Raw genomic sequence first — 22,227 nt, forward strand, 5'->3', positions numbered from 1 at the left:
TGCGTTGCTGCGGAGTCAGCACATACGGAGATCGGCGGCCGTCGTCGCGGCCGCGTTCGCGCTGGTCGTCGCCGTGCCGGGCGTGGCGTTCGCGGCACCGCCGCCGGCGCTGCCGGGGAACGCCTCGGCGTTGGAGGCGACGTTCCAGCCGGCCTACGACTACGACACGGACGGGTGCTACCCCACGCCCGCCATCGGCTCGAACGGCGTGCTGAACGGCGGCCTCAGCCCGACCGGCGCCCTCAACGGCAGCTGCCGGGACGCCTACGACCTCGGCAACACCAACGGCTACTCCCGCGCGAAGTGCAACAACGGCTGGTGCGCGGTCCTGTACGGCCTCTACTTCGAGAAGGACCAGGCGATCCCCGGCATCAGTCTGGGCGGGCACCGCCACGACTGGGAGCACGTCGTGGTGTGGATCCAGAACAACGAGGCCAAGTACGTGGCCACCTCCGCCCACGGCGATTTCGAGGTCCACGCGCGGGACCGGATCCGCTGGGACGGCACCCATCCGAAGGTCGTCTACCACAAGGACGGCGTCAGCACGCACTGCTTCCGCGCGGCGAACACCAACGACGAGCCGCCGGAGAACCACCGCGGCACCTGGCAGTTCCCCACCCTCGTGGGCTGGGACGGCTACCCGCCGGGCGTGCGCGACAAGCTCAGCCAGGCCGATTTCGGCAGTGCGCACTTCGGGCTGAAGGACAGCGCGTTCGCTTCGCACCTGGCGAAGGCGAAGCCGGCGGGCATCCCGTTCGATCCGTACGCGTGACCCCGCCCTACACCTCGGGCAGCGACGGGTCGGGCGTCCACGGGGACGGCGCGGTGAGGGCCCAGCGTTCGTGGTCGCGCCAGGCGCCGTCGATGTAGAGGTAGGCGGGCGACAGCCCTTCGTGGCGGAAGCCCAGGCGCCGGACCAGGGCGAGGGAGGGTTCGTTCCCCGGCTGGATGTTGGCCTCCAGCCGGTGGAGCCGCAGGTCCTCGAAGGCGTACCGCAGGACGAGGGCCAGTCCTTCGGCCATGTAGCCGCGCCCCGCGGAGGGGGCGAAGGCCGCGTAGCCGAGGGACGCGCCCTGGTAGCGGCCCCGGATGACCGAGTTGATGTTGACCATGCCGGCGGCGGCCCCGGTCTCGCGTACGCGGATCAGGAAGCCGAGGTTGGTGCCGTCGTCGAAGCGGTGCATCCACTCCCGGAACGCCTCCCCGGTCGCGGGCAGCTGCATCCACGGCGTGTGGAGGGCGGCGCTGGCCCGTACGAGCGAGCAGAACTCGTCCTGGTCGGCGAGGGTGAGCGGGCGCAGTTCGACGCGTGACGGCGCGGCCGGCGCGGAGGCCGTGGGCTGCGCGGACGGCAGGGACGGCTCGGGCTGCGCGGACGGCGCGGAAGGCAGGGACGGCATCGGCCCATGCTAGGAGACCCGGCCCCCGGTCCGCCTCGAACTGTGCTCCGCCCCGAACGGGGTCATGATGGCGGAAGGGCCGCATCCGCACAGCCGTCCGCCGCCGCCCGGAGGTGACGCGTACCCATGGACGAATCACGCAGAGCCTGGTTCGCGCTCGGTTTCGTCGTGACCGTGATCCTGCTGGACCTCGCGGCGATCATCCTGATGAACGTGCTGTGACGGACCGCTGGGCGGCCCCCTGAGGGGCCGCCCGGGTGCAGGTCAGGAGCGGCACGTCAGGAGCGGCACCACTTCACGGGGGTGAGGTTCTTGACGTAGCGGGCCGCGACCCAGCGGTCGGTGCGGCCATGGTCGTGGTCGTAGCCGCTGTCGCCGTTCGAGACGTTCTCGTCGTCCGGCATGACGTTGTTCTCTTCCATGTCGTCGTCGCCGCGGCCGTTCCCGTTGCCGTTGTCGCCGTTCTCGTGCTCCAGCAGGTACCAGAGGTTGTTCCCGCGGACGTTCTCGCCGCGCTCCTTGCACTTGATGTCGAGCTTGTCGTGCGGGTGGACCTTGCCGAGCGAGCGGGAGTGGGTGTTCGGCTTGCTGCGCACGGTCAGCGCGCCCTTGGAGACGACCACGCCGCGGGCGTGCCGGTCCTTCCCGTATTCGTCGGAACCGTTCCCGTCCATCTCGTCGCCGTCGTCGCGCACCGTGACCTGGTGCGACGGCTGGTGGGACATCGGGCCCCGGTCCGCCACCGCGGCCCCCGTGCCGGCCAGGCCGAGCACCAGGCTTCCGGTGACGAGGGTGAGGATGGTCCTGGTGGGCTTCAGCATGAGCCGGCTCCTCTACGCAGACGTCCGCCCGGCCGCGGGACGCGCGGCACTCGGGCGGCAACCAGGCGGCTGCCAGGGACGACTATGGGCCACCGGCGCCCGCACACCCGGCAGCCGCACCACCGGCTAGCCCGATATGCCCAACGCTTCCCTCCCGCGCGGGGTCCCGCTTCGGGGCGGGTGCCGGAGGAGGTCTCCGTGCCCGACGGGGTGACGGGACACGGGATCGCGCTGACGGCCGTTCAGCGGGACGGTTCCTGGCGGGCGGAGTGGGTCGTCCGGATCCCGGCCGGGGGACGCCTCCGAGACGACTTCCACGTGGACGCGGAGACGGGTGAGGTGCACCGCAGCCGCGCGGTGGGCCGAGCGGGCGCCCGCCGTGCCGGCGGGGCCGAGCGGAAGTGGATTGACAGCGTCCGGGTGGTGGGTGAGAGTGTCGCGGTTGCGCGGCTGTGCCGCATCCGGATGGGGGATTCGTGGGTTTCGGCGGGGTGTGTGCAGGTCCGGGTGGGGGTGCCTGGGCCGGTGGGGGCTGGGTCCCCGTGGTCGACGACGGTGCAGCGGCACTGCGGGCGGCCGTGGACGAGGCACGGCGGCTGGCCTCCGCGGGGCGGCTCGGCGAGGCGCGGAGTGCGGCCCGGCAGGCGCTGGACGTGTACGGGGCGGATGCCGAGCTGTTCCTCCTGCTGGCCTGGACGCACGTGGCCGAGAACGACGACGATCACGACGACCTCGCCGAGCAGGTGTACCGGGAGGGGCTCGAAGCGTTCCCGGACCGGCTCGACCTGCTCACCGTGTACGCCGAGTTGTGCCTGAAGGCGAACTTCGCCGACCGGCCTGCGAGGCACGGCCGTGGGCCCGTACTCGCCGCGAAGGTGGCCGAGCTGGCACCCGGATCGCCGTACGCGCAGCGGCTGGAGCGGGTCGCGGCGAGGCCGTGGCTGCCGGGGTCGGGCGACGAACAGGAGCCCGGGCCGGCTCGGATGCAGCGCCTCGACCTCCGCACCGCCCTGCTCGCCGCGCCGCTCCCGCAGGCCGCCGAACGTGCCCGGGCCGAGGCCGGCCGGTGGCCCGGCGACCTGCGGCGGCGCGTGCTCGCCGAGAGCCTGACGGCGCTGGAGCGGCCGGGCCGGCGGCTGCTGGTCCTGTGGTCGCGGCACCTGTTCCCGGCCGCGCTCGGGCATGCCGTACTGCTGTCGGCGGTGATCTGGGGTGCGGCGGTCCTCGAACGGTTCTGGCCGGTGCCGCTCGCCGTGCTGGTGTCGGCCGTGCCGCGCGTGCTGCTCGACTTCCTGCTCGTACGGGCCCGGCGCCGCGCCGGCGAGGCGGTCGCGGGGCCGGAGCTGCCTGAGCGGCCCGCACTCCCCCCGCACGCGCAGCCCGCCTCCCGCGACTGGGCCGCCCTCTGGTCCGCCGCCTTGCTGCTGCTGTGTTCCGTCACCGGAGCGGGGGTGCTGTGGAGCGAGGAGCCGCCCTCGGGACGGCCTTCCGGTGCGACGGTGGTGGCGCCTACGACCTTCCGGGGGCTGCCGGCGGGTCCGGACGCGTTCTTCGGGGGCGACGTGGCGTCGACCGTGTCGGGTATCGCGGGCGAGGATGCCGTGCCGTTCGGCCGGACCTGGGCCGAGGAGTCGCTGAGCGGTCCCGAGGGCGTGCAGGGATTCGTGACGGTCGCGGGGGCCTTCGGCGACATGCGCGAGGTGTCGGGCCGCGCGTTCCCCTCCGTGGCCGACCGGTTCCGGCGCGGGATGGAGCCGAGCGGGATGGTCGGCCAACGCACGTGGCGGCCCGCGGCCGGAGCCGGCGGCAGCGGCCGGGTGGAGTGCGGCACGTACGGGATGCCCGGGGTGCCCGTGCCCGTGGCCGCGAGCTGCACGTGGGCCGACGCGGACAGCATCGGCACCGTGCTCGTCTTCGGGTCCGGACTGGCCGGTGACATCGAGGCGGTGACCCGCGAACTGCGCGCCGCCACCGTGCTGCGGCGTCCGTGAGACGCCCGCGGGACGTCCGCGGGACACGTGCGGGTCCCCGCGCCAGGACGGCGCGGGGACCCGTGCGTTTCCCGGGCGGGCGGAGGTCAGAAGACCTCGCCGTCCGTCTTCAGTTCGAGCCGGACGTTGGTGTCGGCCGTGCCGTTGTTGGTGACGCAGGCCGTGTAGTAGCCGGCGCCGGGGAACGTGCCCCACACCGTGCGCAGGTCGGCGGCCCAGTAGGTGACCAGGCCCGGGGAGCCGGTGCCGGGGACCGTCACCCCGTTGTACTGGAGCTTGAACTTCGCCCCCTGCCCGGTGGCCCGGCCGTCGGCACGGACCTGGTACGAGGCGTACTGCTGGACGCAGCGCTGCTCGCCCGGGTGCAGGGTGCCGCCGAAGAACTGGCTGGCGGAGGCCGGCCCGGCCGCCGACAGCAGCACTGCGGCGCAGGCCGCGGCGACCGAGGCGGCGGCGGTGAGCCGGGCGCGGATGCGGGGGCGGGACGTGGTGGCGGCGGGCGTGATGGCGGCGGGCGTGGTGGTGGCGGGCGTGGACATGGCGATCCCCTCCTGATGGTGTGTGATGACCGGTTCGCCCCGGGCCTCGTTCCCCCCGGGCACTGCCCACCGTAGGAGCGGTCGCCTTCCGTCCGACACGCCGGAAAGTGACCGACTTCCGCTCGGATCGCGCTCGTTGCGCCCGCTCCCCGTCCACCCGGTGGTATCACCGTCCCGTGGGGGGACAGCAGGCACCGCAGCGGATGGCCGACCGTTTTGCCGCGGCACGGGCCAGGGGTTTCGTGGGACGGCAGGCAGAGGTGGCGGAGTTCCGCCGGATCCTGGCCGAGGGGTGCGGCGCGGTCGTGCACGTGCACGGCTCGGCGGGCATCGGTAAGTCGACGCTGCTGCACCAGTTCGCGTGGCTGGCCCGGAGCGCCGGCCGGCCGGTGACCGTGCTCGCCCACGAGCCGGCCGCCGACCCGCCGCTCCCCCGCATCGCCCCCGGCAGCCTCGTCGTGGTCGACGTGCCCGGCGCCGTCCCGGCCGCCGAACGGCTGCTCGCCCACGTCCCCGACGACGCCGTGCTGGCCCTCGCCGACCGCGAACCGCCGCCGCTGGCCTGGCGCACCGACCCGGCCTGGCTCGGCCTGCTGCACCCGATGCCGCTCGCACCGCTGGGCGCCGTGGAGAGCGCCGAACTCCTCGTACGACGCGGCGTACCCGAGGCGGAGCACCCGCAGGTCCTGGCGTTCACGCACGGGCATCCGCTGGCGCTCGCCCTCATGGCCGACGTACGCGTGCACGGCGCGCGCGGCGGCACCGGCCCGGCGTCGCCGCCGCGCGTCGTGAACACCCTGCTCGCGGCGCTGCTCGACGTCGTGCCGAGCCCGCAGCACCGGGCGGCCCTGGAGGCGTACGCGCAGGTCCTCGTCACGACCGAGCCGCTGCTCGCGGCGCTGGTCGGAGTGCCGGACGCGAGCGGCCTGTTCGAGTGGCTGTGCACGCTGTCGGTCACCGAGTACGGCAGCCGCGGGATCCGCCCGCACGACCTGGCCCGGTCCGTCCTCGACGCCGAACTCGGCTGGCGCCACCCGGCCCGCCGCACCGAGCTGCGGCGCCGGGCCAGCGCGTACTACCAGCAGCTGTTCACCGACGGCGAGGACCGGGCCCGGCAGCGCACCGTCCTAGCCGACTTCGCCTACCTGCACCGGGACAGCCCGCTGGTGGGCCCGCTGCTGGCGCCCGTCACCGCGGCCGGCAGCGCGCCCGCCGGCCTCGACGCGCTCACCATCGTCCCGGCCGCGGCACCCGACCTGCCGGACCTCCTCGCGCTGGCCGAACGCCACGAGGGCCCCGGCTCCGCGCGTCTGCTCGCCGCCTGGTGGGAGCACCCGGCCGCGACCTGGGCCGTCGTACGCGCCGAGCCGGACCCGGAACCGGCCGGCTTCTACGTGCTGCTCGCCCTCCGCCCCGAAGACCTCGACGACCCGGCCGTCACCGCGGACCCGGCGGCCGCGGCCGCCGCCGGCTGGCTGGCCCGGCACGGCGGGCTGCGCGCGGGGGAACGTGCCCTGTTGGTGCGCGCCTGGCTGGCCCGCGACACCTACCAGGACGTGTCCGCCGTCCAGACCCTGATCACGCTGCGCCTGACCCACCACTACCTGGCGGCGGACCAGCGGCCGGCGCTGACACTGCTGCCGTTCGCCGACCCGGGGTTCTGGGCGGGCGGCTGCGCGTACACGGACTTCGAGCGGCTGCCGGCGGCCGACTTCACCGTGGACGGCCGTACGTACGGGACGTTCGTGCACGACTGGCGCCGTACGCCGCCGCTGGCCTGGCTGGGTCTGCTGTGCGAGCGGGAGTCGGCGGCCGATCCGCTGGCGGTGGCTCCGCCCGTCGAACCGGTCGGCGGGCTGCGGGTCCTCGACGCCGAAGCCTTCGCCGCCGGGGTACGGGAGGCCCTGCGCGGCCTGGGCCGGGCCGGCGGGCTGCGCGGCTGCGTCCTGCTGCGCTCCCGCTCGGTCGCGGCCCGGACCGCGGAAGGCGCCGAACCGGCCGAACGGGCCGCCGCCCTGGCCGCCTTGCTGAAGGAGACGGCCGCCGCCCTCGCCGAAGCCCCGCAGGACCGGCGCGCCCACCGGGCGCTGCACCACACGTACTTCAGTCCGGCGGGCACCCAGCAGCGGGCCGCGGACCTGCTCGGGCTGCCGATGTCGACGTACCGCCGCCACCTCGCGGCGGGGGTGGCGCGGCTGACGGAGGAGCTGTGGCGGCGCGAGCTGGACAGCTGACGGAGGCGGCTCGTGGGCTGCGTCGCCGCAGCTCCCTCCGGGGTAAGCCATTTCGTTATTTGCTGACGCACAGTCAATAAGCAACTACCGGAACGAATCATTCCAGCGTGACACATATCACTCTCGCAACACGTGACGCTTGTCCGCTTTGCCTGATCAGGGAGTGTTTCTGGAGATCAAAAGCCCCTATACGGTCCTCCCAACATCAGGTTCGGTTCAGGAGTAACGCACGTGAGATTGCATGTGGGGGGGTTCGCTCGACGCAAGAATTTGCGTTGGATATCAAGCGGACTCGTGTTGGCGCTGTCCTTCACCGCGATGGAGGGGATGGCTTCGGCAACCTCCCAGCGCGCTGCGGTGAAGGATGCGGAGAAGGCCGCGGCCGAGGGTTCCGCGGTGACGCAGGCTGCCGACCTCGCGTCGGCCCGGGTGGCCGCGCGGCTGTCCGGCAAGCGGGTCGAGGCGCTGTCCGAGCGGACCGAGACCTCGACGACCTGGGTCAACAAGGACGGGTCGCTGACCACCGAGGTGTCCGCGGGGCCCATCCGGTTCCGTGACGTCGTCGGCGAGTGGCGGGACGTCGACGTCCGCCTGGCCGCGGCGGCCGACGGCTCCGTCCGCTCGAAGGCGCACCCGAGCGGGCTGCGGCTGGCGGGCAAGTCCGGCACGAAGGCCGCCTCGCTCAAGGCGGCCCAGGCCGCTCCGGCGACCGACCTGGTGACGCTGGGCACCGGCGAGAACGCCATCACCCTCCAGTGGCGCGGCGGCCTGCCGGCCCCGAAGCTGGACGGCACCCGCGCCACCTACGAGAACGCCGTTCCGGGTGCGGACGTGGTCGTGGAGGCCACCCGTACCGGCTTCGAGCAGTTCGTCGAGGTCAAGGCCAAGCCCGCCGCGGGCTTCTCGTACACCCTGCCGCTGCGGACCAAGGGTCTGAAGGTCACCCCGCAGGCCGACGGAAGTGTCCTGTTCACGGACAAGAAGTCCAAGAAGTCCGCGGTCATGCCCGCCCCCGTCATGTGGGACGCGACCGTCGACAAGGCCTCCGGCGAGCACACCAACCGGGCCAAGGTCGCCATGAAGGTCGTCAAGACCAAGGGCGGCGTGGACCTGGTCCTCACCCCGGACGCGAAGTTCCTCGCGGACCCGGCCACGAAGTACCCGGTCACGGTCGACCCCTCGACCTCCTCGCTGGGCAACCTGTTCGACACCTACGTGCAGGTCGGCGAGACCGTCGACTGGTCGAACGACACCGAGCTGGACCTCGGCAACCCGGGTACGAAGAACGCCGACGGCACGTTCCGTACCGCGCGCTCCTTCATCACCTGGAACACCGCGCCGGTCGCCGACGCACTGATCTCCAGCGCGACGCTCTCGCTGTGGAACTTCCACGCCGGCAACGCACCCGAGTGCGCCGCCCAGCCGTGGGAGGTCTGGACGGCGAACAACGCCTCCACCGCCTCCCGCTGGACGAACCAGCCCGCCATGGTCACCAAGATGGCCACCTCCACGGAGACCAAGGGCAACACGGGCTGCAACGCCGACGGCTGGATCAACGCCAACGTCACGAACCTGGTCCAGCACTGGTCCAACAACAAGTGGGCCTACTCCGGCATGGGCCTGCGGGCCACCGACGAGGCCAACACCAAGCAGTGGAAGCGGGTCAACTCCTCCAACGCCGCCTCCAACCCGCCCAAGCTGACCGTCACCTACAACTACCGTCCCCGCACGGGAACGAAGCAGGAGGCGGGCGCCCCCTTCTTCTCCTACGGCGGCGCGTACGTCGTCAACAGCACCACGCCGACCCTCCGCGACACGTTCGTCGACGCCAACGGCGACAAGGTGCAGGGCGCGTACCAGATCTTCGACTCGGTCACCGACACCCAGGTCGGCGAGGTGCTGCGGTCGTCGTTCGTGCCCTCCGGCCAGGTCGCTTCCGTCACCGTCCCGGCGGGCGTGCTGACGAACGGCAAGACGTACAAGTTCCGTACGTCGCCCTATGACGGCACGCACTACAACCTGGGCTGGTCGGCCTGGAAGACGTTCACCGTCGACACCGGCGCCCCCTCCGCCCCCACCGGCCTGACCTCCACGGACTACCCGTCCAACGCCTGGGTCAAGGGCGCCGGCCAAGCTGGCAACTTCACCGTCACCCCGCCCACCGCCGACCACAACTGGCTGGAGTGGTCCCTCGACGGCACCACCTGGACCAAGGTCACCACCGGCGGGGCAGCGGGCGCGAAGACGATCTCCGTCACCCCGCCCAAGGACGGCACCCACACCCTCCAGGTCCGCACCGTCGACAAGGCCGACAACAAGTCCGAGGCGGCCGAGTACACCTTCCACGCCGGCCCGGGCGGCTTCGTCCAGCCCAGCGAGGGCCAGCGCACCGCGCGCCGCCTGCCGCTGGTCGCCGAGGCCGACGGCAGCAAGTACGACAAGGTGTCCTTCTCCTGGCGCCGCTCCGCCGCCGACGCCTGGGTGACCATCCCGGCCGGCGACGTCACCTCCGGCGGCACCCCGCTGACCGCGTGGCCCGCCCCGCTGGCCGGCGGCAAGAACGCCGCCCTGGTGTGGAACGCCACCGACACCGTCGACCCCGACGGCACCGTACAGATCAAGGCCGACTTCACCGGCCCCGGCGGCACGGGTGCCACCCAGCCGCTCGGTGTGGTCGTGGACCGCAACGCGGGCGGCGCGGCCGCCCGGGACATCGGTCCCGGCTCCGTGAACCTGCTCACCGGCGACTACACCCTCTCCGCCACCGACAACAACGCCCTCGGCCTGACGGTGGAGCGCACCGCCTCTTCCCGTACCCCGGGCAAGGGCGGCAGCCTGGAGGGCCAGGCCGCGATCTTCGGCAAGGAGTGGACCAGCGGCGTCACCGCCGAGGTGTCCGGCTCGTCCTACAGCCACGTCCGCAAGGTGTCCGACACCGCCGTGGCCGTCGTGGGCGCGGACGGCACGGCCGTCCACTTCACCGCCAACGCGGCGAAGACCGCCTGGCTCGCGGAGCCCGGTGCCGAGGAGCTCACGCTCACCGGCTCCGTCACCACCGCGTTCACCCTGACCGACGCCGAGGGCAGCTCCACGGAGTTCACCAAGCCCGCCGGCGGCACCACGTGGCAGGTCAGCAGCACCAAGAACGAGGGCACGGCCGACTCCACCACGTCCACCGAGTCGGAGACCGTCTCCGTCGGCGGCAAGACGCTGGCCCGCCCGGTGCGCGTCTTCGCGCCCACCTCGGGCGCGACCGTCGCCCAGTGCAAGACGGCGCCGGCCACCAAGGGCTGCCGCGTCCTGGAGTTCGTGTACGCGACCTCCACGACGGCCACCGGCAACAGCACCTCGTCCGAGTTCGGCGACTTCACCGGCCAGGTGAAGGAGCTGCGGATCTGGTCGACCGCGCCGGGTGCCGCCGCGGCCACCGCCAAGACCGTCTCGACGTACCGCTACGACCTCTCCGGCAAGCTGCGCCAGCAGTGGAACCCGAACCTGGCACAGGCCACGCAGACCCAGTACGCGTACGACGCCGCGGGCCGGGTCACCACTCTGACGCCCGGCTCCGAACTGCCGTGGACCTTCACCTACGGCAAGGCCGGCGCCGGCAGTGCCGCCGGTGACGGCATGCTCCTGAAGGCCTCCCGTTCCGGCCTCAAGCAGGGCACCACCGACGTCGAAGAGGGCACGGCCACCACCTCCGTGGTGTACGACGTCCCGCTGACCGGCACCGGCGCCCCGTACGCGATGGGCCCGGGCAACGTGCTCGCCTGGGGTCAGACCGACGCCCCGGCCGACGCCGCCGCCGTCTTCCCCGGTGACTCCGTCCCCGCTTCCCACGAGGGCAGCGCCCTGGGTTCGGGCGACTACGGCCGCGCCACGGTCCACTACCTGGACAGCTCCGGCCGCGAGGTCAACACCGCCGCACCCGGCGGCGGCATCACGACCACCGAGTACGACCCGTTCGGGAACGCGGTCCGCAAGCTGACCGCACGCAACCGCGATGTGGCGGTGGGCTCCTCCGCCGCCGCGGCCACCGCCCGCGCCGAGCTGGGCATCAGCGAGCTCACCACCGCCGAGCGCGCCGAGCTGCTTTCCACCCGGAGCGTCTTCGACGGCAAGGGCGTCCGCGAGACCGACGTGCTCGGTCCGCTGCGCCGGATCGAGCTCACCGCCGACCTGAAGTCCGGCACCACCGTGCTCGTCGCCGCCGGCAACTCCGTCACCGCCCGCGCGTGGACGGTCAACAGCTACGACGGGGGCCGTCCCACCGACGGCAGCGCCGTGGTGAAGGACCAGCTCACCCGCGTCGAGACCGGCGCCCAGGTGCGCGAGTACCCGGGCGTCCAGGGCGAGACCCGCACCGTCCAGACCGTCTACGACTGGACCCGCGGCCTGCCCGTGAAGAGCATCGAGGACCCCTCGGGCCTCGCGCTCACCACCACCTTCGAGTACGACGCCCAGGGCCGCGAGACCAAGCGGATCGCACCCGGCGCGGCGGCCGGCGACGCCACCACCAAGGTGTCGACGTACTGGTCCGCGACCGGCACCGGCACCTGCCAGGGCCGCCCCGAGTGGGCCGGCCTGCTGTGCTCCTCCGGTCCCGGCGGGGCCATCACCGGCGGCGGCGCCAACCCGGCGCAGCTCCCGGTGACCACCACCGAGTACGACTGGTGGGGCAACGTCTCCAAGCTGACCGAGACGGCGAACGGCTCGACCCGTACCACCACGTACAGCGTCGACGCCGCCGGCCGCCCGGCCGGTGTCAAGGTCACCGGCGGGGTCGGCACGGCCGCGCCGGAGAGCACCATCGAGTACGACCCGTCCAGCGGCCGCCAGACCAAGACCGTCTCGCCCACCGGCGGCACGATCACCACGGCCTACGACAAGCTGGGCCGCGCCGTCTCCTACACGGACGCCGACGGCGGCACCACCACCACCGAGTACGACCTCCTCGACCGCCCGGTCAAGAAGAGCGACAGCGTCCCGTCCTCGGTGACGTACTCCTACGACCACGCGGCCGAGCCCCGCGGCCTGGTCACGACCACGACGGACTCCGTCGCGGGCGCCTTCCGCACCGAGTACGACGCGGACGGCACGGTCACCAAGGAGCGCCTGCCCGGCGGCTACACCCTCACCCAGACGGTGGACGCCGAGGCCAAGACCCTGGGCCGGACCTACACCCGGGACAGCGACGGCACCCTCGTCACGTCCGACACGGTGACCCGCTCGGTCCACGGGCAGATCACGGCCGACGCGCAGAACACCGCGCAGCGGTTCGAGTACGACGCCATCGGCCGCCTGACCTCCGTGCAGGACACCGCCGACGGCATCTGCACCACCCGCGCGTACACGTTCGACGCGCGGTCCAACCGCAAGAGCCGCACCTCGGCCACCGGCGCATCCGGCGCCGACTGCCCGGCGCCCGGCGGCACCGCCACCTCGTACACCTACGACAGCGCCGACCGCCAGGTCGATGCGGGGTACGCGTACGACGCCTTCGGCCGCACCACCGCCAAGCCCGGCGGGGTCGCGCTCGGCTACTACGCCAACGACCTGGTGCGCCAGGAGACCTTCGGCGGCAAGCGCCAGACCTGGCAGGTCGACGGCACCAAGCGCATCCGTTCGTGGACGGTCGAGAGCGGCAGCGGCTCCACCTGGACCACGCTGGAGTCGAAGACCAACCACTACGACTGCGCCTGCGACAAGCCGAGCTGGACCGCGGAGGACACGGCCGGTGCCGTGACCCGCTACGTCGACTCCGAAGGCGGGGGCATCGCCGCCACCACCGGCAAGTCGGGCGACGTCGTGCTCCAGCTCAGCGACATCCACGGCGACGTCTCGGTCCAGCTCCCGCTGACCGCGGGCCGGCCGCCGGTCGTCCTTGACACCGACGAGTACGGCGCCACCCGCGCCGGCACGCCGGACGACGCCCGCTACGACTGGCTCGGCACGCAGCAGCGCGCCGGTGACACGCTGTCCGGGCTGATGCTGATGGGCGCCCGCCTGTACGACCCGGCCACCGGCCGGTTCCTGCAGAACGACCCGGTGCCCAACGGCGGTGCCAACGCGTACGGCTACCCGCCGGACCCGATCACCATGTACGACCTCAACGGCAAGGGCTGGTGGAGCAGCACCTGGGCGCTGTGGGAATGCGCGTGGGCCCTGTTCGAGTTTTTCGCCGGGTTCTCGTTCGTCGGCTGGGCGATGAAGTTCTACCGGGCCTACAAGGTGATCCGGAAGGCCGGCGTCCGCCGTACGTACAACATCCTGAGGTCCCTGCGGGGCCGCTCCAAGTGGAGCTGGCAGCGCGTGGGCGGTGCCATCGGCGGCGCGGTCGCCACGTTCATGGGCATCAAGGCCATCAGGGACGACTGCGGCGCGCTCTTCTAGGGCCTGCCGACGTCGTGACCGCTTGACCGGCGGGCGGTGACGCCGCCCGCCGGGGCCCGGGGGCTCCACTCATCATGGAGCCCCCGGGCCGCAACCCACCCCTGCACACGTAAGGACCCAGTCGCCATGGCTCCTCCCGCTCCCACGCCCTGGGGGATCGCCGCGCTCCTCGCCACGGTCGTCAGCACGCTGACCGTGGCCGTCGCCGTCTTCCACCACTTCCGAGCGGTCCGCTCCCGCGACGCCCGCCGGATCCGCCGCTCGGAACTCGCCTTCCCGCTCCCCGTCGTCGCCGCCGCGCCCGCCGGCCTCGCCGCCGGCATCCTCCTCACCGACCGGCACGCGGAGCTGGACTGGAGCACCGCCCAGAACCTCCTGATGCCCCTCCTCGCGGGCGCCGCCGCCGACACCCTCCTCCGCGGCAAGCGGCACGGCCGCGCCACGGCCGTCGTACTGACCCTGCTGGTCGCGACGGCACGGGGCGCCGTCAGCTGAACGGCGGGGCCCCTTCGGGGACGGCTCGGCCGTGGCGCAGGGCGGGGCCCGGGGCGGGGCCCGGGGTCTGGAGCACCCAGCCCGTCATGATGTCGGGGTCAAAGTCCATCCCTGTGACATCCACCTGCAACTGGTAGACCTGGCCGGTGGTGGTGATCGTCTTGACGTACGCGTCATTGCCCTGGGCTTCGATCGAGACGCTGCAGGGCGTACCCGCGGCAGCACTGCTGGGGTAACCGGTGATGGTCGAGAGGTCCTTCCAGTCCACCGCTTCACCCGGGCTGTCCGCACGCCCTGCCGAAACGATTCCGTTCCGGACGGCGGCACTGAACGACTCGGTGTTGGAGGGGGAGTAGCTGTCGATGTCGATACAGGGGCCGGTGGCACCGGTGGCACCGGTCGCGCCGGTCGCGCCCGTGGCACCGGTAGCGCCTGTCGCGCCCGTCGCACCTGTAGCACCCGTGGCACCCGTCGCACCCGTGGCGCCCGTGGCACCGGTCGCGCCCGTGGCACCCGTGGCACCCGTCGCGCCGGTAGCACCCGTGGGTCCGGTTGGGCCCGTGGGGCCTGTCGCACCCGTGGCACCGGTCGCGCCGGTAGCACCCGTAGCTCCGGTAGCACCCGTGGCACCCGTCGCGCCGGTAGCACCCGTGGGTCCGGTTGGGCCCGTGGGGCCTGTCGCGCCCGTGGCACCGGTCGCGCCGGTGGCACCCGTCGCACCCGTCGCGCCGGTAGCACCCGTCGCGCCCGTCGCACCGGTAGCACCAGTCGGCCCAGCCGGTCCCGGAGGTCCGGGAGGCCCCGGCTTCCCCTTCGGCCCCGGAGGACCGGGTTCGCCCTTCGGTCCGCGGGGCCCCTGCGGCCCCCGGCACGGCTCCGGCTTCGCGGACTCCCCCGCGAGACCAGCCCGGTTCTGCGACGGCCGGTGGGGCGTGGAGCACTCACCGCCACCACCGCCGCCACCACCCCCGCCCGCAACGCTCGCGGCTGCGGTCTCGGCGGCCCTGGGCCGGGCGTTCGCCGGTGTCGCCAGCGCCGGGGAAGCGAAGCCCGCCAGGACGAGGGCGAGCGAGGCGAACGTGCCGCCGGTCAGGGCACCGGCCCGCCTGGGCAGGGGTCCAAGCCTGGACGGGGGTCTGTCCTGAGGACGCATGCGCAGCTCCTTCGGATCATCGGATCGGGTGATCACCGGACCTGCCCGGCGTTCGCGGACATCGTGCGGACACCGGCCGGACGGCCGGTGCCGCCGCGCCCGCCGGTAGTCGGTTCGGACCAGAGCGGGAGCCCGAACGGGTGCGCCGGAACCCGCCCGCGCGGCCGACACCCGCCGCGCTGGGCTCACCGGCACGCCGCGGTCCGTAAGGTCCGTCCGTGAAGCCGACCGTCTGCCTCTGCATGATCGTGAAGAACGAGTCCGCCGTCATCGAACGCTGTCTCGCCTCCGCACGGGACCACATCGACACCTGGGTCATCTCCGACACCGGTTCCACCGACGCGACCCGGCACCTGATCCGCACCGCGCTCGACGGCATCCCCGGCGAGCTCCACGAGGACCCCTGGGTCGACTTCGGGCACAACCGGAGCCTCAACATCGCCCGGGCCCGGGGCAAGGCCGACTACCTGCTCCTCCTCGACGCGGACCTCGTGCTCCGCCAGGACGCCCCGCTGCCACCGCTGCGGGCCGACGCGTACATGCTCCGCCACGAAGGCGACACCGAGTACCGCATCAAGCGCCTGGTCAACGGCAGTCTCCCCTGGCGGTACGAGGGCGTCACCCACGAGTACCTCACCTGCGACCGGTCCGAGAGCGTGGCCCTCCTCGACGCGCTCGTCATCGAGGACCACGGCGACGGCGGCTCGAAGCACGACAAGTTCGAACGGGACGCCCGGCTGCTGCGCGCCGAGCTGGAACGCGACCCGTCCAATGCCCGGACCGTCTTCTACCTGGCCCAGACCATGCGCGACATAGGCGACCGGGCCGCGGCCATCCGGCTGTACGAGCAGCGCGCGGGCATGGGCGGCTGGCCGGAGGAGGTCTACCAGTCCCTGCTCCAGGTCGGGACGCTCCACGGCGACAGCGGAAACCCCGCCGACTGGCCGGCCGCCATGGACGCGCTCATCCGTGCCTGGGAGTCCCGGCCCCAGCGCCTCGAAGCCTGCTACGAACTGGTCGCCCGCCTACGGCTCCGCGGCCACCACCACACGGCCCACGCCCTCGTACGGTCCTGTCTGGACCGGGACGCTCCCGACGACGTCCTGTTCACCCAACCCTGGGTCTACCGGTGGGGGCTGCTGTTCGAGTACTCCATCACCGCCTACTGGGTGGGCGAGATGACCGCTTCGCTCGCGGCCTGCGACCGGCTCCTCGCCCTCCCCGACCTGCCCGCCCCCTACCGGGAGCAGACGCTCCGCAACCGCGGCCTCGCTCTCCGGCACCTCGCCGAACCGGCCGGCGTCTGAGCCGCGGCCACCGGCCCCGCCGCCCCTACCGTCCCGGCGCGACGAAGCGCAGCGGCGCCGGGCGCCGTACGGGCGGCGCCGGTACGGCCGGTGCGAAGGGCTTCGAGAAGAGGGCCAGCAGGCCGGGGTGCACCACGCACAGCGGCATGCGTCCCGTCTCGGCGGCGGCCGTACGGAGCCTCTCGTCGTGCGCGAGCCGGTCGGCGCTCACGTACAGGAACGCGTTCTGCGCGTACCAGGGTTCGATCTCCGGATCGTCCCACAGGCGGGTGCGCAGGCAGTCGACGAGTTCGTAGCCCCAGCGGGCGAAGTGGTCGCGCCAGTAGTTCGGCCACTGCTCGTTGCGGTGGTCGCTGCCGGTCTGGCCGGGGACGGCCGCGGAGAAGAGCACCACTTCCGACAGCGCGCAGAGGTCGGCCACCAGCGACTCGGCCCGGCCCGGATCCAGGTGCTCGGCGACCTCCACGCACATCGCCAGCCCGAACCGTCCGCCGTCCAGCCGCAGCGGCCGTCCGAGGTCGTGGCGCAGGAAGCACTCGGCCGGAATGCGCAGGGCCTCCTCGTCGACCCACTCCCCGTCGACCCCCAGGATCTTCTCCGCGCCCAGCTCCCGGGCAGTCCGCAGCCAGGAACCGGTTCCGCAGCCCAGGTCGACCACGTCGGCAGGCCGCACCAGATCGAACACGAGCGGCAGCACCCGCCCGGCAGACCGCGCCGAACCGTCCTGCTGACTCTCGTAGAACCACGCACCGTACGCCGCCGCGTCCCCGTGGGACATCGCATCACCCCAGCACTCGCCGCTCGCCACCGCCACTTTGCTGGAACGGACCCTTCCACAACGAACACCGGGCACGGGCCTGCCACGCCCGGTACCTTGGCGCTCGGCGAATGGGGGTTGGCCATGGCGGGCGGCAGGAGCGTCGCAGGGAGCGGGGGCGGGCGCCCGTGACCGGCAGACGAAGTGGCCGCGGCGCGGGCGGCGGGGGCGTGGGGCCGGACAGGACGCCGGGGGCGCGCGGCATGGCGGCCGGCGACGGGCTCGGCCTCGGCGTCAGCGGCGACCGGAACGACGTGCACGTCGACGGCGACGTGGTCGCGGGCGACAAGCACCACAACCACTACTACCCGACCGCGCGGACCCCGGTCGCATGGCCCTTGCGGATCGGCTCCGTCCCCCTGCTCGCGACCGCGTTCCAGCCCCGCCCGCACCTGCGCGCCGCGATCGACGAGGCCCGGCACGCGGGCGGATCCCCGGTCCTGACGCAGGTCCTGTCCGGCGGCGGGGGCGTCGGAAAGTCCCAGCTCGCCGCCGCGTACGCGCACGAAGCAGGGCTGCTCGGCACCGACCTGGTGCTGTGGGTCCCGGCCACCGAGGTCCAGCAGATCGTCATCCTGTACGCGGAGGCCGCCCGCCTGGTCGGCGCCGCGGGGGCCGACGGCAGCGACGTCGAGACGGACGCCCGCGCGTTCCTCAACTGGACGGCCTCGACGGCCCGGTCCTGGCTGGTCGTCCTCGACGACATCACCGACCCCGTGGCGGTCGGCCCGTGGTGGCCGGCCGGGCCCGCCGGCTGGGTGCTGGCGACGAGTCGGCTGGGCGACGCCCGGATGACCGGCGGCAACCGGACCCGCATCGACATCGGCCTGTACACGCCCGAGGAAGCCGTCGCGTACCTGAAGGCCCGGCTGGCCGGCGAAGCCGCCGCCCACCTCCTCGAAGACCGCGCCGCCGACCTCGCCGAAGCCCTCGGCCGCCTCCCGCTCGCCCTCGGCCACGCCGCGGCCTACCTCGTCAACGAGGGCCTCACGGCAGGCGCGTACCTCGCCCGCCTCGAAGACAGCCGCCAGCGCCTGGACCAACTCCTGCCCGGCTGGGCCGACACGGAACAGTACGGCCGCAGCGTCGCAGCCACCCTCCTCCTCTCCCTCACCGCCGCCAACGCCGCCACTCCGGGTCCCCCCGACCTGCCGGAACGCATCCTCCAGATCGTGGCCCTCCTGGACCCGGCGGGACATCCGGCGGAGATCTGGGAAACGGCGGCGCTGCGGGGGGTGCTCCGGGCACCGCAGGAACCCGAGCCGACGGCACGCCCCACATGGTGGAAGCGACTCCGCCGGAGGCCTCAACCCCCTCCCCCGGCCCCGCCCGAACCGAACCCCTCCGAGATCCAGTCGGCCCTCCAGGTCCTCCATCGCTACCACTTGATCACGTACGACTCCCGCAGCGACCACCGCCAGATCCGCATCCATGCCCTCACGGCCAGGGCGGTACGCGAAACGACCCTGCCGGCTCGCACGGCGCGCATCGCCAGGGCGACGGCAGATGCGCTGGTCGACGTCTGGCCCTGGGTAGACGAACACCACCGCGAACTCGCGGCAACCCTCCGCACCAACACCGACGCGTTGCGCCTGCATGCGGACGGGCACCTCTGGAGCGACGGCCCGCACAGCATCTTGTACCTCGCCGGGCACAACCTGACGGTGTCCGGCCTGTACGGGGCTGCGCACGACCACTGGCAGGCCATGCTGGATCAGATATCAGAGCTGTTCGGGGCCAACCACCCCGAAGCCCTCAAACTCAGCGCGCTCCTTGCCGCCGCCCACAGCAACCTGGGCCACTACCGGGAAGCACTCGCTCTCGAAAAGACGGTGCTCGCCGACTTCGAGCGCAGGCTCGGAATCGATCATCCCGACACTCTCGTCGCCCGCGCCAACCTCGCCACCACCTACCACGACCTCGGCCGATACGAGGAAGCCCTCGGGCTGGAGGAATCAGTACTCGCCGACCGCGAACGCATCCTCGGCGGCACCCACATCGAGACGCTGCGCGCCCGTGCCAACCTCGCTGCCACCTACAGCCTGCTCGACCGGTACGAGGAGGCGCGCACTCTGGAGGAATCGGTACTCGCCGACCGCGAACGCATCCTCGGCACCGACCACCCCGACACCCTGATCACTCGCGCCAACCTCGCCACCACCTACCACGACCTCGACCGACACGACGAAGCCCTCGCACTGGAGGAGTCGGTACTCGCCGATCGCGAACGCATCCTCGGCACCGACCACCCCGACACCCTCCTCGCCCGCGCCAACCTCGCCAACGCCTACGGCTTGCTCGACCGGCACGACGAAGCCCTCGCGCTCAAGGAGTCCGTGCTTGCCGACCGCGAACGCACACTCGGCACCGACCACCCCGACACCCTCCTCGCCCGACGCTTCCTCGCCACCACCTACGCCCGGCTCCACCGACGCGAGGAGGCCCTCGTCCTCATGGACCGAGCCAAGGCCGACTACCTCCGTGTCCTGGGCCCCGAGCACCCCGGCACCATCACCTGCATCGAGCGGGCCAAAGCCCTGCGCCAACGCGCAGAGGACGATTGACGGCCAGGGCCGAGCCCCTGCACCCCTTTCGTTCACCCCGCCCGCTCCCCCTCTCCCCGCACCCCCGCCACCGCCACCGCCGTCGCCCCCGCCAGGCTCCCCCAGAGCGCCAGCGGTCCGTACGGTGCCAGGGCCGTGATGACCGCCGGGGAGACCGCGAGGCCGAAGCCGGTGGAGAGTTCGAAGCGGGCCAGGGTGCGGCCGAGGGCGTGGGGTGGGGCGAGGACCGTGACCAGGGCGGTCGCGCTGCCCGCGTAGATGATCTCGCCGAGGGTGCAGACGACGGAGACGGCGGCGATGGCGGGGGCGGCCCACCCGTTCCCGAGGGACGCGGCCGCGAGGAACCCGACGTACGACCCGGCGAGCACGATCCCGGCGATGCCCAGCGCGGTGCGCCGGCCGTAGCGGGACATCAGGACGGTGACGGGGACCTGGAGGGTCACGACCAGCACCGTGTTGGCGACGAAGATCGCCGCCGACCACACCGGCGATGCGCCGAGCTGCGTGACCAGGACCAACGGCAGTGCGATCTCGGGCACGTTGAGGCAGAACACGTAGACCACGTTCGCGGCGAGCAGCCTCCGCATCCGCGGCACGGGCCGCCCGTCGTCCCCGCCCCCGCCCCCTCCCCCGGCGGCGGCCACGGCTCCGGACCCGGACCCGCCGCCGGGAACCACCCGCACCCGCACCGACCACGCCAGCCCCGCCGCCACCAGGTACGCGATCCCCGTCACCCCCGCCAGCACCCGCAGCGCCCCCGTACCCCCGGCCAGGCAGGCCATCGCGAGCAGCGCCCCCGCCCCCATCCCGGCATTGCGCAACGCCCGTCCCGCCGCGAGCGCGGTGTCCCGTTCCCGCCCGTGGACGAGCGTGGCGACGACCGCGGCGTGCGCGGCCGGCCAGGCCTGGTTCCCAATGCCGAGGAACAGCGCCGCGGCCGCGAACGGCCAGACCCGCCCCACCGGCGTGGCCAGCAACACCGCCACGCCCAGCACCCGTACCAGCATCGACGCCGCCACGACCGTGCTGCGCGCACCGCGGTCCAGCCAGCGCCCGACCGCCGGCATGCACAGCAGTCCGACGACGATCCCGGCAGTCATCGCAATGCCGGTGGCCGGCGCGGACAACTGCAGAACCGTCACGCCGTACAAGAGGAGGAAGGGCCGCAGCAGACCGGTGCCGAGCGCGTCGACGACGAGGGCGACGGCGTAACGGGGGCCTCCGGAGGCCCGGACGAGGGCGCAGGGCCGGATCCTGGGTGCGGTGTTCGCGACAACTGGCATGCCGTGAACGGTGCGTACGGCCACCCCGCCCGGCACGTCGCTTGACGCAGAACGTCAAACGTCGGCAGCAGCGTCCGCGCCAACCGCGATGATGATCAGATGACGTTGCGGATCGACATCACCGGCATGCCGCCCGAACGGCTGCGGTTCGCCGCCTCCCCCCTCGCCGAGCTGACCGCAATGCTGCACGTGCTCGCCGAACCGGAGCACCATCCGCAGGTCGCCGCGTGGGCCGCCGACGTATGGGCCGGGCTGCGGCCGGACCTGGCCGAACGGCTGCGGGAGGCGGAGTTCCTCTGGCGGGCGTCGCAGGCCGACTTCCTGCTGCCAGCCCGGCCGCGTCCGACGCTCGCGGAGGAGCTGGACGACGTGGACCGCATCGACGACGAGACGTACGTGTCCGCCGCCCTCGTCACCACCTGCGGCAACCGGATCCACTTCACCTCCCCGTCCCCGCTCACCGACCCCACCGCCCGCGAGCTGGCCCTGGAGCTGGCCCAGGCCCGCGGCCCCCGCCAGGAGGCCTTTGCGGAACGGCTCCTCGCGGACCCGTCGGCGGTACGGGCCCGGGTACGCGAGACGTTGGAGGCGTGCGGCCCGGCGTTCTTCGACACGGCCTGGGCGGACTCCGCTGTTCCGCTCGCCACCGACCTGCGCGTGAAGAACGACCTGCTGACCCGCAAGGGCCTCGGGCCGGTCCTGGCCGCGGTGTCCGGCGCGGTCGCCCTGGCGCCGGACGGCGACTGCATCCTCGTCGACAAACTGCTCGACAAGGCGACGACCGCCGCCGGCACCGGCGTCACCTTCATCCCGAGCGTCTTCGGCCGCCCGCACCTGGCGATCGTGCACGCGCCGGGCTGGCACCCGGTGGTCCAGTACCCGGTCGCCGAGCCGCACCCCGCGGAACCCGTCTCTCTGGAAACGGTCACCCTCCGCCTCGAAGCCCTGGCGCACCCGACCCGCCTGCGCCTCCTCCGCACCCTGGCACGCGGCCCCCACACCAACGGCGAACTCGCCCACGCCTGGTCCCTCACACCCCCCGAAGTCTCCCGCCACCTCACCCACCTCCGCCGAGCCAACCTCCTCACCACCCGCCGCGACGGCCGCTACATCCGCTACAGCCTGAACCTCCCGGCGCTGACGAGCCTGGGCACGGACGTACTGGCGGCGGTACTGCGGTAGGGGGTCGGGAGTCGACAGAGCCGGGGGGCGGGGGCGGGCGGCAGGTCC

Annotated in this window: 14 protein-coding genes; 8 read left to right on the forward strand and 6 right to left on the reverse strand. The window is 73.1% G+C overall.

Features of this window, described 5'->3' with window-relative positions:
* Positions 1-7: 7 nt before the first annotated feature.
* Positions 8-772: an NPP1 family protein gene (locus tag LG634_RS09480; RefSeq protein ID WP_372482397.1), complete on the forward strand. Its 765-nt coding sequence runs from the start codon at positions 8-10 to the stop codon at positions 770-772.
* A 7-nt stretch (positions 773-779) separates the two neighbouring features.
* On the opposite strand, the gene LG634_RS09485 is transcribed toward LG634_RS09480, so the two are convergent.
* The gene (locus LG634_RS09485; protein WP_226733230.1) at positions 780-1,400 is read right to left on the reverse strand and encodes a GNAT family N-acetyltransferase; all 621 of its coding nucleotides are present in this window, start codon (positions 1,398-1,400) and stop codon (positions 780-782) included.
* 278 nt (positions 1,401-1,678) lie between these two features.
* Positions 1,679-2,221 (reverse strand): hypothetical protein, encoded by a 543-nt coding sequence (locus tag LG634_RS09490; RefSeq protein ID WP_226733231.1) that lies wholly within the window; start codon positions 2,219-2,221, stop codon positions 1,679-1,681.
* A 542-nt stretch (positions 2,222-2,763) separates the two neighbouring features.
* Between LG634_RS09490 and LG634_RS09495 the strand changes: the two genes are divergently transcribed.
* Positions 2,764-4,212, forward strand: a complete 1,449-nt coding sequence (locus LG634_RS09495) for a hypothetical protein (RefSeq protein WP_226733232.1) — start codon at positions 2,764-2,766, stop codon at positions 4,210-4,212.
* An 86-nt stretch (positions 4,213-4,298) separates the two neighbouring features.
* Here LG634_RS09495 and LG634_RS09500 read toward each other — a convergent pair whose 3' ends face one another.
* Positions 4,299-4,751, reverse strand: a complete 453-nt coding sequence (locus LG634_RS09500) for a hypothetical protein (RefSeq protein WP_226733233.1) — start codon at positions 4,749-4,751, stop codon at positions 4,299-4,301.
* 242 nt (positions 4,752-4,993) lie between these two features.
* On the opposite strand from LG634_RS09500, the gene LG634_RS09505 reads away from it, so the two are divergent.
* The 3 genes from LG634_RS09505 to LG634_RS09515 all read left to right on the forward strand — a co-directional run bounded on the left by LG634_RS09505 (position 4,994) and on the right by LG634_RS09515 (position 13,873).
* Complete coding sequence (locus LG634_RS09505; protein ID WP_226733234.1) at positions 4,994-6,985, forward strand: ATP-binding protein; 1,992 nt, start codon at positions 4,994-4,996, stop codon at positions 6,983-6,985.
* A 318-nt stretch (positions 6,986-7,303) separates the two neighbouring features.
* Positions 7,304-13,378, forward strand: a complete 6,075-nt coding sequence (locus LG634_RS09510; RefSeq protein WP_226733250.1) for a DNRLRE domain-containing protein — start codon at positions 7,304-7,306, stop codon at positions 13,376-13,378.
* 126 nt (positions 13,379-13,504) lie between these two features.
* Positions 13,505-13,873 (forward strand): hypothetical protein, encoded by a 369-nt coding sequence (locus LG634_RS09515; protein ID WP_226733235.1) that lies wholly within the window; start codon positions 13,505-13,507, stop codon positions 13,871-13,873.
* Here LG634_RS09515 and LG634_RS09520 read toward each other — a convergent pair.
* Positions 13,866-14,141 (reverse strand): hypothetical protein, encoded by a 276-nt coding sequence (locus tag LG634_RS09520; RefSeq protein ID WP_226733251.1) that lies wholly within the window; start codon positions 14,139-14,141, stop codon positions 13,866-13,868. The two genes, LG634_RS09515 and LG634_RS09520, sit on opposite strands and share 8 nt — an antisense overlap.
* A gap of 1,103 nt (positions 14,142-15,244) precedes the next feature.
* Between LG634_RS09520 and LG634_RS09530 the strand changes: the two genes are divergently transcribed.
* Positions 15,245-16,333 (forward strand): glycosyltransferase family 2 protein, encoded by a 1,089-nt coding sequence (locus LG634_RS09530; RefSeq protein WP_226733236.1) that lies wholly within the window; start codon positions 15,245-15,247, stop codon positions 16,331-16,333.
* A 25-nt stretch (positions 16,334-16,358) separates the two neighbouring features.
* Here the strand turns inward: LG634_RS09530 and LG634_RS09535 are convergent, their stop codons facing one another.
* Positions 16,359-17,111 (reverse strand): methyltransferase domain-containing protein, encoded by a 753-nt coding sequence (locus tag LG634_RS09535; protein WP_226733237.1) that lies wholly within the window; start codon positions 17,109-17,111, stop codon positions 16,359-16,361.
* A 242-nt stretch (positions 17,112-17,353) separates the two neighbouring features.
* Between LG634_RS09535 and fxsT the strand changes: the two genes are divergently transcribed.
* Entirely contained in the window at positions 17,354-19,714 is a 2,361-nt protein-coding gene (gene fxsT, locus LG634_RS09540) for an FxSxx-COOH system tetratricopeptide repeat protein (RefSeq protein WP_226733238.1), read from the forward strand.
* A 32-nt stretch (positions 19,715-19,746) separates the two neighbouring features.
* Here fxsT and LG634_RS09545 read toward each other — a convergent pair whose 3' ends face one another.
* Positions 19,747-20,997: an MFS transporter gene (locus LG634_RS09545; RefSeq protein ID WP_226733239.1), complete on the reverse strand. Its 1,251-nt coding sequence runs from the start codon at positions 20,995-20,997 to the stop codon at positions 19,747-19,749.
* A gap of 99 nt (positions 20,998-21,096) precedes the next feature.
* On the opposite strand from LG634_RS09545, the gene LG634_RS09550 reads away from it, so the two are divergent.
* On the forward strand, positions 21,097-22,179 hold the full coding sequence (locus LG634_RS09550) for a DUF5937 family protein (RefSeq protein ID WP_226733240.1): 1,083 nt from the start codon (positions 21,097-21,099) through the stop codon (positions 22,177-22,179).
* The last annotated feature ends 48 nt before the right edge of the window (positions 22,180-22,227 follow it).

The organism is Streptomyces bambusae, from assembly GCF_020532645.1.
In the GTDB taxonomy this organism is placed as follows: domain Bacteria; phylum Actinomycetota; class Actinomycetes; order Streptomycetales; family Streptomycetaceae; genus Streptomyces; species Streptomyces bambusae.

Bases quoted from the DNA above. Each gene is read 5' to 3' on its own strand.
- fxsT (WP_226733238.1), top strand. From the start codon at position 17,354: ATGGCGGCCGGCGACGGGCTCGGCCTCGGCGTCAGCGGCGACCGGAAC.
- LG634_RS09550 (WP_226733240.1), top strand. From the start codon at position 21,097: ATGACGTTGCGGATCGACATCACCGGCATGCCGCCCGAACGGCTGCGG.
- LG634_RS09510 (WP_226733250.1), top strand. From the start codon at position 7,304: ATGGAGGGGATGGCTTCGGCAACCTCCCAGCGCGCTGCGGTGAAGGAT.
- LG634_RS09490 (WP_226733231.1), bottom strand. From the start codon at position 2,221: ATGCTGAAGCCCACCAGGACCATCCTCACCCTCGTCACCGGAAGCCTG.
- LG634_RS09515 (WP_226733235.1), top strand. From the start codon at position 13,505: ATGGCTCCTCCCGCTCCCACGCCCTGGGGGATCGCCGCGCTCCTCGCC.
- LG634_RS09545 (WP_226733239.1), bottom strand. From the start codon at position 20,997: ATGCCAGTTGTCGCGAACACCGCACCCAGGATCCGGCCCTGCGCCCTC.
- LG634_RS09500 (WP_226733233.1), bottom strand. From the start codon at position 4,751: ATGTCCACGCCCGCCACCACCACGCCCGCCGCCATCACGCCCGCCGCC.
- LG634_RS09535 (WP_226733237.1), bottom strand. From the start codon at position 17,111: ATGTCCCACGGGGACGCGGCGGCGTACGGTGCGTGGTTCTACGAGAGT.
- LG634_RS09485 (WP_226733230.1), bottom strand. From the start codon at position 1,400: ATGCCGTCCCTGCCTTCCGCGCCGTCCGCGCAGCCCGAGCCGTCCCTG.